Source organism: Calyptranema fuscum S582 (assembly GCF_055793305.1).
In genome coordinates, this window is sequence record NZ_JBSLYH010000034.1 from 51,076 (window position 1) to 62,658 (window position 11,583).

General features: G+C 48.0%; 13 protein-coding genes. 9 read left to right on the forward strand and 4 right to left on the reverse strand.

Annotation, left to right across the window (positions count from 1 at the left end):
* Positions 1-29: 29 nt before the first annotated feature.
* From ACR6Z4_RS21210 to ACR6Z4_RS21235, 6 genes are all read left to right on the forward strand, one after another.
* Complete coding sequence (locus ACR6Z4_RS21210; protein WP_479719315.1) at positions 30-1,013, forward strand: decaprenyl-phosphate phosphoribosyltransferase; 984 nt, start codon at positions 30-32, stop codon at positions 1,011-1,013.
* Positions 1,014-1,100: 87 nt separating this feature from the next.
* Positions 1,101-1,511: a hypothetical protein gene (locus ACR6Z4_RS21215; RefSeq protein ID WP_479719316.1), complete on the forward strand. Its 411-nt coding sequence runs from the start codon at positions 1,101-1,103 to the stop codon at positions 1,509-1,511.
* Positions 1,512-1,637: 126 nt separating this feature from the next.
* A complete protein-coding gene (locus tag ACR6Z4_RS21220; RefSeq protein WP_479719317.1) occupies positions 1,638-3,119 on the forward strand; it encodes a GMC family oxidoreductase N-terminal domain-containing protein in 1,482 nt (493 codons plus the stop codon).
* Positions 3,120-3,123: 4 nt separating this feature from the next.
* Positions 3,124-4,185 (forward strand): NAD-dependent epimerase/dehydratase family protein, encoded by a 1,062-nt coding sequence (locus tag ACR6Z4_RS21225; RefSeq protein ID WP_479719318.1) that lies wholly within the window; start codon positions 3,124-3,126, stop codon positions 4,183-4,185.
* A gap of 5 nt (positions 4,186-4,190) precedes the next feature.
* On the forward strand, positions 4,191-4,754 hold the full coding sequence (locus ACR6Z4_RS21230; RefSeq protein WP_479719319.1) for a YdcF family protein: 564 nt from the start codon (positions 4,191-4,193) through the stop codon (positions 4,752-4,754).
* A 10-nt stretch (positions 4,755-4,764) separates the two neighbouring features.
* Positions 4,765-6,576 carry a hypothetical protein gene (locus ACR6Z4_RS21235; protein ID WP_479719320.1) on the forward strand — a complete coding sequence of 604 codons (1,812 nt, stop codon included), beginning with the start codon at positions 4,765-4,767 and terminating at the stop codon, positions 6,574-6,576.
* 104 nt (positions 6,577-6,680) lie between these two features.
* On the opposite strand, the gene ACR6Z4_RS21240 is transcribed toward ACR6Z4_RS21235, so the two are convergent.
* Positions 6,681-7,031 (reverse strand): resolvase, encoded by a 351-nt coding sequence (locus ACR6Z4_RS21240; RefSeq protein WP_479719321.1) that lies wholly within the window; start codon positions 7,029-7,031, stop codon positions 6,681-6,683.
* Positions 7,032-7,135: 104 nt separating this feature from the next.
* Here ACR6Z4_RS21240 and ACR6Z4_RS21245 point away from each other — a divergent pair, with 104 nt between their 5' ends.
* Positions 7,136-7,393, forward strand: a complete 258-nt coding sequence (locus ACR6Z4_RS21245; RefSeq protein WP_479719322.1) for a hypothetical protein — start codon at positions 7,136-7,138, stop codon at positions 7,391-7,393.
* 287 nt (positions 7,394-7,680) lie between these two features.
* Here ACR6Z4_RS21245 and thyD read toward each other — a convergent pair whose 3' ends face one another.
* Both thyD and psb28 read right to left on the reverse strand, forming a co-directional pair.
* Positions 7,681-8,598 carry a thylakoid membrane protein ThyD gene (gene thyD, locus ACR6Z4_RS21250; protein WP_479719323.1) on the reverse strand — a complete coding sequence of 306 codons (918 nt, stop codon included), beginning with the start codon at positions 8,596-8,598 and terminating at the stop codon, positions 7,681-7,683.
* Between the two features lie 90 nt (positions 8,599-8,688).
* Complete coding sequence (gene psb28, locus ACR6Z4_RS21255) at positions 8,689-9,063, reverse strand: photosystem II reaction center protein Psb28 (RefSeq protein WP_479719324.1); 375 nt, start codon at positions 9,061-9,063, stop codon at positions 8,689-8,691.
* Positions 9,064-9,183: 120 nt separating this feature from the next.
* Here psb28 and ACR6Z4_RS21260 point away from each other — a divergent pair, with 120 nt between their 5' ends.
* Both ACR6Z4_RS21260 and fmt read left to right on the forward strand, forming a co-directional pair.
* A complete protein-coding gene (locus ACR6Z4_RS21260) occupies positions 9,184-9,879 on the forward strand; it encodes a diacylglycerol/polyprenol kinase family protein (RefSeq protein WP_479719325.1) in 696 nt (231 codons plus the stop codon).
* Positions 9,880-9,885: 6 nt separating this feature from the next.
* On the forward strand, positions 9,886-10,908 hold the full coding sequence (fmt, locus tag ACR6Z4_RS21265; protein WP_479719326.1) for a methionyl-tRNA formyltransferase: 1,023 nt from the start codon (positions 9,886-9,888) through the stop codon (positions 10,906-10,908).
* A 278-nt stretch (positions 10,909-11,186) separates the two neighbouring features.
* Here the strand turns inward: fmt and ACR6Z4_RS21270 are convergent, their stop codons facing one another.
* On the reverse strand, positions 11,187-11,543 hold the full coding sequence (locus ACR6Z4_RS21270) for a DUF6464 family protein (RefSeq protein ID WP_479719327.1): 357 nt from the start codon (positions 11,541-11,543) through the stop codon (positions 11,187-11,189).
* Positions 11,544-11,583: the final 40 nt, after the last annotated feature.

Here is an 11,583-nt window from a genome sequence, read left to right on the forward strand (position 1 = left end):
GTCACCTGATGGCTGATTTGTGTTAGCCCATGGATTACAGCCGCCGCCTTGTTTTCAGACAGTTGCCCTATACGGCGATCGCCCATGTCCTGCGATTGCCACATGTTGCTGTCCTCAGACCCCGCCAGTGGACGAAAAATCTCATCGTGTTTGCCGCACCTCTGTTTGCCTTCAGCATTCATTGGCTATCGTTGCAAAATAGCATCCTGGCATTTGTTTTATTTTGTGCGGCTGCCAGTGGTTTTTATGTGATCAACGATATTGCCGATGCTCGTGCCGATCGCCATCATCCAGTTAAATGCCATCGTCCGATTGCCGCAGGCTTAGTCCAGATTCCGGTGGCATGGACAATGGCACTGGGGTTATTAGGGGGGGCGTTGTTCTGCGGCTGGTGGCACTCGCCGCATCTGGGGCTAACGTTAACCGCCTATGCGCTGCTCCAGGTGGCATATAATCTCCGGCTCAAGCGCATTCCCATTTTAGATATTTTGGCGATCGCCAGTGGATTTGTGTTGCGTGCCCTGGCAGGATTTGCGGCAACCGGAGTACCTTTATCCCTCTGGTTTCTCTTGTGTGTAGCGATGTTGGCACTATTTCTAGCCGTTGAAAAACGAAAAGCCGAACTGCGCTTGCTAGAAATTCAAGGCGGCAAAACCCGCGCCGTCCTCAAACGCTATTCCCAGGCATTACTCAGTCGCATGGAAAATATGACCACCACAGGTGCCGTCATGAGCTATGCCATTTGGAGTTCGGGACCCCAGGTCAACGGTGCCGCCACTCCCTGGATGATGGTGACGCTACCGTTTGTGCTATACGGCATTTTTCGCTATCAATTGCTCAGCGACCCCACCGAACGAGATCCCAATACCCCCGCAACCCAGGCGATTGGCAGATGTACAGAACGACCTGAAGAGGTTTTGTTGACCGATCTACCGATTCTGATGACGGTAGTGACCTGGGTCTTAACCATCTTCACGATTCTCTGGCTCCAGCATCAAGGCTGGATTACCTAGAGCCTAGTTGGAGACTTGGATTTTCGTACCCAAAGGGTACGAAAATCCAAGTCCCGCATGAGTTGCAACAGGAGTGTACGACCCACCATGAACTTAAGCTTTGAACATACGGTCTCAGCACTGTGCTATTCCCTCATGCAAGAACATTGCCAAACCGCAGAGTTATCGGTTGTCTTTCCGCATAATCAGGTGGTTCGGTTTGTCTTGCGGCAGTATCAGCGAATGCCTGATTTCCTGAGAATTCCGATCGCCATTTTGACCGTGAGTTTGGACGGCTGGACTCTGTTGCGCCGGGGAACCTGCTTTCATCAGCTACCCCACGGCGATCGCTGGCAGCAAATTTTGGCATGGAACAATGCACCGTTTAGCGTGTGCCGTGACCTGATCCGGTTTTACAGCAGTCTGACGATTTTCGCCTGGTATAGTCTGACTCCGGATGCCGATGGTGTTCAGAATCGCGGTTCTGATACCAATTTGAACGAATTTTTGGGCACATGAAGTTCAGGAGGGGCTTGGCACTGCCAAGCCCGTCCAGAGATCTGTCGTACGCTTAATTCAAATTGGTATGACTAATGGTTCTGATGGATTCGATTCACCGATGGATGTGTTGGCTTGCCCCTGTTTATGAATCAACCGTTGCCCTATTCTGAGCGATCGCCTGCCCCTGACTTCCTCACGTGTGAAATTGCTGTTGTCGGCTCGGGTCCCGGTGGCTCGATTACAGCTTGCTTACTGGCAGAAGCCGGACGCAATGTTGTGTTAGTCGAAGAAGGAGCCGATCTGCCCCTGGAGTCTTGTCCGCCCTTTTCGTTGCTCGAAATGGAGCAGAAATATCGCAATGGCGGCATTACCGTCGCGATGGGTGCGCCCAAAGTGCAGTATGTGGAAGGGCGCTGTGTCGGTGGGGGAAGCGAGGTCAATAGTGGGTTGTATTACCGCACACCCGGTGACGTTTTAGAACAATGGCGGCGTGACTTTGCCGTTGATGGCTTAGAGGAAGCCGATCTGCACCCGCATTTTGCAGCCTGTGAGCAGGCGGTTAATGTCTGTTATCTGCCGGGACGACCGCCGTCTGCATCACTCAAACTACACGAAGGAGCGCTGAAATTGGGCTGGGCATCGGCAGAAGTGCCGCGCTGGTTTCGCTATGAAGACTCAACCGATGCAGATATGCCCCAGGGGGTAAAGCAATCGATGAGCAAAACTTTTGTGCCGCGTGCGTTAGCCAGTGGGTGCCAACTGTTGGCTCGTACCAGGGTTGAGTCACTGCGGCAAGAAGGACAGCGCTGGTCTCTTAAGTGTCGTCAACAAACGGCGGATGGGCTGTCGCGTCCAGTCTTGCTAGACGCAGAAACGGTTTTTGTGGCGGGAGGTGCGATTCAGACGCCTGCGTTGTTGCGGCGTAGCGGTATTACTCACAATATTGGAAATTCGTTACGGCTGCACCCCACGATTAAAGTCATTGCAGAATTTCCCGACCCGATCAATTCAGCCGCCATGGGTGTGCCTGTGCATCAGGTCAAGCAATTTGCTCCCCGGTTTAGCTTTGGGTGTTCGATCAGCTCGTTGCCGTATCTGGCATTGGCGATGGCTGATCACCCTGACTATGGCAACCAGATCCAGCAAACCTGGCAAAATATGGCAATTTACTATGCCATGATTACGGGGTCTGGACGGGGTTCGGTACGCTGTATCCCTGGCTTTCGTGATCCGCTGGTGCGCTATCGACTGACGCCAGAGGATTTGAACGATGTGTCGGCAGGATTGCACAACCTCTGTTTATTACTTTTTGAAGCCGGAGCGATCGCCCTTTATCCCAGTCTGACCCGTGGCTTGCGCTTTACATCGACGGCAGATCTGGCGCAATTGCCCGATCAGTTGCCGCGATCGCTACCGCATCTGATGACGATTCACCTCTTTTCGTCGTGTCCGATGGGAGAGAACCGGGCTGTGTGTGCGACAAATTCATTTGGGCGGGTGCATGGCTTTCAAAATCTTTATGTAGCCGATGCCAGTTTGCTGTGTACGGCACCGGGGGTGAATCCGCAAGGTTCCATTATGGCGATCGCCCGTCGCAATGTCTTGCAGTTTTTAGGACAGCTTTAGTGCCATGAAATTGGGAACGGATTTAGTGTTGGTCACAGGTGCTGTAGGTTGGTTGGGGCTGAGTTTGATCGAAGCCCTGGTCAAAGGGTTGCCAGACTGCGAACGGCTGAGTCAACCCAACAAAACCCTGCGGATTCGCGGTTTGATTTTGCCGGGGCAAGACGCCACACCCTTGCACACTCTGTCTGATCGGATCGAAGTCGTTGTCGGCGATCTGCGATCGCCCGCTGATTGCGATCGCTTTTGCCAAAATGCCGAGTCTGCCTTGTTATTTCATACAGCCGGTATCATTCATCCCCGACGGATTGCTGAATTTGAACAGGTCAATGTTACAGGCACGAAAAATTTGCTCGATGCTGCTATTCGTGCCCAGTTAAACCGAGCGGTCATTGTCTCGTCTAACTCTCCCTGTGGTTGCAATCCTCATCCCGATCATCGCTTTGATGAAACGTCTCCCTATCGCCCGTATATGAATTATGGGCGGTCTAAAATGCGAATGGAATTGGCGGTTAAACAGTATCAACAGACGGGCAAGATCGAAACGGTTTTGATTCGGGCACCCTGGTTTTATGGACCCAATCAACCTCCACGCCAAACCCTATTCTTTCAGATGATTCGAGACGGTAAAGCCCCGATTGTGGGAAGTGGAAATAATCTGCGATCGATGGCATATCTGGATAATTTATGCCAGGGGTTGCTATTAGCGGCGATCGCTCCGATTGCCAATGGTCAGACTTATTGGATTGCAGATGAGCGTCCTTATTCAATGAATGAAATTGTCGATACAGTTGAGCGTTTATTAGAGCAGGAATTTAATCAACCATGTGCGCATCGTCGATTGAAATTGCCCAATCTTGCCAGTGAAATCGCCTGGTTGATGGATGCATTGATCCAGAAATTAGGGTTTTATCAGCAAAAAATTCACGTTTTGTCAGAAATGAATAAAACGATCGCCTGTTCGACTCTAAAAGCTCAGCAAGAGTTGGGATATCGACCCCAAATTGATTTAGAAGAAGGAATGCGTCGGAGTTTGCACTGGGTCATTCAACAGAGTGGAGGAATCTGAGAACGATGGCAGATGCTTCAGCGATCGCACATGTTGTGGTGACCGAAGGATTAGCGTGGGATGTGACGTCAAAACAGTGCTTTCTGTCAGATTATTTTGCAGCCGTTCTAGATCAAGTTGCCCAGGTTGCAAACGTTGGAGCTGTGGTTTTTATTGCTCCTGGAAATAAATTTGAATGTGAATTATCTGAAGAAGCCTATGCCAAAATTTATCTGTCTGAAAAACGACCTGACCTGAAAATTTATGTTCCTTTAAATGTGTGCGATCGCCCTTATCTCGATACCTTTGATAATGCCCGACTGTTGCGGGTTTGGCTTCAGCGGCAGCACTATCCCTTAAAAAACATCTATCTTTACTGCAATCAACCCCATTGTTTTCGGAGTGCCTTACTGTTTCGATTATGCGGTTTTCAAGTGATACAGGTAATCGGTTCTTATCCAACTCAAATAACTCGAAAAATTGTAGATCGACTCTGGTTTTATGACTATCCTGTGGCGCAATTTCTCTACGAAATAGCAGGATTAGTCTATGACTTAAATCGTTGGCTGCTCTGGACTCTCGCCAGGTAAAAGGTGAATCATGATTTTTGAATATACCCCAACTGCAATACCAGAACCTTATACCTTAGTCAGTAGTTTTTTACCCGATCCATCATGGGGATTTGTCATCGCGTTTCTAGGCGTGATTCCCATAATTTTGTATTGGAACAATTTAAATCAATCGAGATATAGGCATCTTGATTTAATTATCTTGGCGATCGCCAGTATTGTGTTGCTGGGTTCCTATACGTTCACTCGCCTCTGGGTGGATGAAGTCTTTGTTAATCTTGAACATCCCTATAATCTGTTGCACCACGGCAGATTTTCATTTTCACCTGAGCGGATGGTCGATGGAACGGTCGAATTTATCTATTACATATTACTGACTCCGTTTTCGTTTACACAAGCGACTGTGACTCAAGCGAGTTTTTGCTTAGGGTTTCTGGTTGCCTGGATGCATCTTTTTATCCTCTGGAAACTATTAGGAAAACAGCTACAAACTTTAAAGTTTGTCTTGCTTCTTGTTTTTACTCTTTCATTGCCTCTGATCTATATCTTTTCAGATGGATTTGGTAATAGCTTAGTATCTTTGGGATTGCTTGCCTGTATTTATTACTATTTAGAAGGAAAGAGCGATCGCGCCTTATTATTGGCATCACTTTTACCCTTAGTCCGTCCAGATGCCATTCTTTATAGTTTCACACTTTTTTTTGTGGATCTAGTTCAAAAACGTCGAATTAAATGGGTGTATCTAGCGACTACGTTTTCGACATCTTTAATCTATTTAGCTGGCATTAAATTATTTTATGATCATTGGGTGCCTACTCCCGTTAGTTTTAAAGCATTTAAGCTATCGATGATACCGATGATCTCGGCATCAGCGGTTAGCCAAAAATTGTTTATGTGGGTGATTAATCCCTTTCATTTCTTCTTTTTGCTATTATTTATTGCATCCTTTTTAGCAACAGTTAGTCCCAAAATCAAAATTCTCCGAACTTACGGAATTCCACTCATTGCAATTTTCGTTTTCTATGTCATTACAACATCTGCTTATCAAACGTTCGTTCTTCAAGATGGCAGATATTATATTGGGTTTGAGGTATTTGCAACGATCTTTCCATTAGTGTTTATTGGGGAGTTTGTTCAATCTGCTAACTCTCAAGCAGAGAAAGAAACCCAACATTCAATCGATGGATTTAGCATATTCTTAGCGCACAGTAAACAATCTATCCTGGCGTGTATCGTAACCATTGGTTTATATCTTTATACGTTAGGCGCAATCCAAAATTCACAACCATCAGTTCCCTGGTTGGTTTCTAGAGTCGATGGCTTGGGAATTGCCGGACAAGTTGCGGCACAGGTTATTCCTCAAGATTGGTCGTTATCTACCACAGAACTCAACACATTTGGATTTTTTAACGATCGCGAAATTATTGATCTATGGGGATATACCAACCCTTCAATTGCTAAGTCGAAGGTGTGCAATGCAGACGGTATTCGTAACAATCCAGCGTTTTTCTTGGAGACAAAACCAGATGTATTTTGGTGGTTTTTGTTAGATAGTTCTGAGAGTAGTTATGAAAGTGCTTTGTTAAGTAATAATTTAGGCAAATTGTTCGATCAACTCGGTAATATGCTGGATGTGCTTCGTCTATATGACGTTTTCTTTTTGCATCTAACACCGGGTTTGCCTCAGGGGGTTGCATTTTTGGTTCGACATGATTTGCAACGTCAGTTCATAGACGCACTTGGTCAAAAAAATTATCAGTTAGACCTGTCTCGTGAACTTGATATGCAACGTGTTGAAGAAATCTATCGTAATCAGCGCGCTGAAAAGTTTAGTTGTGGGTAAATGGGTAGCGTTTTGCGCCTGGATAAAACTAAAGCATTGTTGGAGAGCTACGCTCTGCGCGGCTCTCCGACAACACTCTGCACCTTATTCACTTTTTATTGAGATTAATTGGATTTCGATTCTAAAATTTGGCGAATGCTTTTAAGTTCTTCCAAAATGCTGCGCAGTAGCTCTTGTGTCGTAGTTTCTAACGGTTGTTGAACTTCGATCGTGACCTGTTTGATACCCAGCACATCTCGGGCAAACCGGGCAACCTCATTGGGATGAAATTGCAGTGGATCATCTTTGTTGAGCCGTAACTCAGGATTGAGTTGTGTCGGGTCATACGCCGGGTTGAGTTGTGTCGGGTCGGTGTTGGCATAGCGGTAGATTGAGGCGCGCGAGCGGTTCAGCGCTTTTTGTACCTCTTCTACCGTCATCAGTTTTTGGAAATCACCTGAAAACTCAGTATTCATGAAAATTTGGGGGCAATGAGTTTGAATAATCCTGCGGCTCGATTTTATCACCGTACTCTGGTAATTTTTGGGTAGGTTTTGAACCGCTTTACCCGCTCGAAATTATGAAAGATAAGCTTTTAGAATGGCTCAATGTTGCTTTGATGCTAAATTTGTTTTTTGTCTTATTTAGCTTTTTTTGGTTGGCGATCGCTGTTTTGGGGCGATCGCTGGATATTCCCCTAGGTCTAGATCTGTGGTACTCACTCTGGCAACCCGTGTTTAACCCTGCCATTGGCATTTTGATGCTAGGAGCGATCGTCAGTGGCATTGTTAGCTGGGTCAACAAGCGTTTTGGCACTCATTCATCCAACTCCAACTAAACGAAGGATCGTGAATTCATTAAAACCGCGAGGTTTGTGTTGTGAGGCGCGGCATTGCCGCGCCTCACAACACAAACTTACAGGTTATTAAATCCATAATCTTAACTATTTAGGATTACGGAGTAGAGGTATGAATTTGCAGGGGAAACCGTCGGTTTCCCCTGCAAATTCACTCCCCAAACTGGTGCTTTGTCACTTATTTTCTGACGGGTGATGTGCCGCGCGAAGCGCGGCACATCACCCGTTTTAACCGTCAATTTTTAATTGACAGACCACTAGAACCTGTTTTATTTGAGAAAACTTTCGAGTGCCGGTTTAACAGTGGCATATTGATACTGAAAGCCAGCCGCTTGCGTGCGTTTGGGTAAAACTTGCTGTCCTTCTAATACAACTTTTGCGGCATCACCCAATAGCAATTCCAAAGCAATATCGGGAACGGGTAACCAGGACGGACGGTGCAGCACTTCTCCAAGCACATGACAGAACTCTGACATATGCACTGGATTGGGGGCTGTGGCATTATAGACGCCGTCCAACTGGGGTTGAGTCAGGGCAGTAAGGATGAGGTTGACCAGATCATCGCGATGAATCCAGGAGAACCACTGACGCCCTGTGCCAATCGGACCTCCGGCAAACAACCTGAACGGAGGAAGCATTTTTTCGATTGCCCCTCCCATGCCTAAAACAATGCCAGTCCGCAAAATTACCAGGCGTGTCCCGGATGCTCTGACATTTTGGGCTTCTGCTTCCCAGGTTTTGCAAACCTGCGCCAAAAAATCATCTCCCCCAGCACTCGATTCATCAAATGTTTCTGTTTCGCTGGTGCCGTAGTACCCGATGGCAGAGGAGTTGACTAAAACGGAAGGCTTGGGATTGGCTTTGGCGATCGCCTCTACAATCAAGCGTGTTCCAATCTGGCGACTATTGATAATGTCTTGTTTGCGATCGGCTGTCCACCGATCTGCAATCGGCGCACCTGCAAGATTAACTACACCTTCGCAGCCTGCGATCGCCCCTTGCCAGTCTCCAGCGTCCAGGGGAGTATAAGCCACTACCTCAACCGTTGGAAATGCGATCGCAGGAAACACCCGTTTTCCACGTTCTATGTTGCGGGTTAAGACAACAACCGTATGTCCCTCAGCCTGCAAACGTTCGACCAGACGGGTTCCGACAAACCCTGTTGCCCCTGTTACTGCTACTTTCATACAAACCCGATAAATTAAGGTGTCAGTGCCGAGTGGTGATTCCAACAGATCTCTTGTAAATCAAGTGTTCTGGATAACCGCGATCTCGAATCATCCTCCCTTTTCGCCATATTCCATGCCGTTGGCTTCGGCATACCGATGCATAAACCGCATGAATCGATCCCAGTGATCTGTTTGGGTGATTTCAAACTTGCATTCTACACGCTGAAGGTCATCGCCTTCGGGACCGCCAAAAACAAACTGGACGGAGGACGGATCGATGCTGATATCGCCTTCTGAATCAGACAGACGAATAGCATTGTTAAAGCGTTTGGTGTAGCTGTTGAAGCGTTCGATCGCTTCCATGGCGCTAAATGTCAGAACGACAATGTGGGTGCCCGTATTGCGATCGCGACGCAGACTGACATCGCTGAGCTGTTCAGGAATGCCCTGAAAGATTTCGATAATCGGTATATCTGATGGCATATATTCTAAAATTCTTTTCGTTTTAGTATACAGAATTGCCGTGGTGCAATCTGACGGCACAAAATCTACTACAGTGGGTGAAGAAGTTTTTCTGTTTTTTTACATTTACTGCGTTTACTGATGCTGCCTTGGTTTGAGTTTCCGCCAGCGCTCTGGATTCAGATGGTTGTGGTGATCATCTGGTTGGGCATGGTTGCTTTACTGGCAGAACTTGTCAGCCGTCGGCAAAAAAAAGATACAGAATTGGTGCGCAAGGTCGTTCACATTGGTGCAGGCAATGTGATCGTGTTGGCGTGGTGGCTACAAATTCCCGGTTGGCTGGGTATGAGTGCGTCGGTAGTTTTTAGTGCGATCGCCTTAATTTCCTACCGTTTCCCGATCTTGCCAAATATTAATAGTGTGGGGCGTAAAAGCCTGGGCACTTTTTTTTATGCCGTCAGTGTTGGGGTTTTGGTTGCCTGGTTTTGGTCGGTCAACCAACCCTATTATGCGGTGTTGGGCATTTTAGTTATGACCTGGGGCGATGGGTTGGCAGCCTTAATTGGGCGGCGTTATGGGCAACATCCCTATCACCTCTGGGATATGCAAAAAAGCTGGGAAGGGTCGCTGACGGTGGCGATCGCCAGCTTCATCATCAGTATGCTGATTTTGGGGACAGTCTATGGACATGTTTGGCAGATCTGGCTGATAGCGGGGACGATCGCCCTTGTAGCGACGGTATTAGAAGCGTTTTCAAAATGGGGAATTGATAACCTCACGGTTCCGGTGGGTAGTGCCGCGATCGCCTCCTGGCTGAGTCAACTGTTGCTGTCGTAGTCGTCTATGAAACTCGTCTTTTTTGGTACGCCTCAGTTCGCGGTTCCTAGTTTGGAACGGTTGCTGGCTGATCCTACGTTTGAGGTTGCTGCGGTTGTCACCCAACCCGATAAACGGCGCGGTCGGGGCAATGACCTAGTGCCCTCGCCCATCAAAGCGATCGCTACTCAGCACGATATTCCCGTGTGGCAACCCCGGAGTGTCAAAAAAAGTGCTGAAACCCTTGATTTTTTAAGAAATACAGCAGCCGATGCCTTTGTCGTTGTTGCCTATGGGCAAATTCTTTCTCAAGAAATTTTAGACATGCCGCGTCTGGGATGTATCAATGCGCATGGGTCGCTGTTGCCTAAATATCGAGGGGCTGCTCCTATTCAGTGGTGTCTCTATGAGGGTGAAACGGAAACGGGTATCACGACCATGCTGATGGATGCAGGCATGGATACGGGGGCGATGTTGCTAAAAGCGACAACTCCGATTGGGTTGTTGGAGCAATCGTTGGATTTGGCAAAAACCCTGTCTGCGATCGCGGCTGATTTACTGGTCGATACGCTGTTGGGTTTGGAACGGGGTGATCTGCACCCCATCCCCCAAGACGAGAGTCAAGCCACCTATGCGCGTCTCATCCAAAAAACAGACTACGGGTTGGATTGGTCAAAACCCGCGATCGCTCTGCACAATCAAATTCGTGCCTTTTACCCCAACTGCATTGCATCATTTCGCCAGAACCCGTTGAAAATTTTGGCAACGGTGCCCTTGAGTAGCGCAGACCTATCAGCTTTGCCATCAGAGTGGCAAGCTCTTGCCGCAGAGTGGCAACCAGAAGCCGAACGGTCACAGAATGCCCATGCTGCCCCTGGCACGGTTGTTGGCATTGCCAAAACTCACGGCGCGATTGTCCAAACAGGAGATGGCTTGCTGCTGCTCAAAGACGTGCAACCGTCAGGAAAGCGATCGCAATCGGGTTGGGATTTCGTGAACGGCAGCCGTCTGGATGTCGGAGAGATTCTGCACAATGGCACGAGTGGTTAATTGTTGATTCGAACCGTTGACGGTGTGTATCCGCAGGTCACGCACCATACCCTACAGCAATGCGACTACCAGAGTTTAAGCCCGAGGTTGGTAGTGTTTCAAATATGGTGTTAATTTTTTGGAAAAGCGCGCTCCGCGCGCTTTTCCAAAAAATTAACACCACATCTAGTACATCAACTTAAAAGCTTTAGAGGGGGTGGAGGGGGTAAAACCCCCTCTTGGGGGCGCAGCCCCCAAACCCCCATGTTGCAAAATTTCGTGTTTGCAACACTAGAACATCACCCCCGACGTTCATAAAATCGACAGGCTTGGCAAGGACCCTGCGGATTCACCGCACATCGAATCAACTCCGAATGGGCGTTGTAGAGACAACTGGCATCTCCCAATACCCAGCGTCCTTCCAATAAACTGCGTTCGTCCGGTCGTTGCGTCAGCTGCACATAGAGAGCAATTTTGTGAAGGCGATATTGACCAAACTTAAATTGATAGTGATGACGACGCTCTAAAACCGCGTAGGTGTCTCCTTCAACATCCAGATACGCTCCCGGCTGCGGATTCCAATCTAACCGGACGATGCCGATCGTTTTGCGCGGGTGGCTGAGGATAACCTCCGTCGGTAGAGACTCTTGCTCCATAGTGACTGTATCGGTGTTGACATCAATGGCATCCTACCGC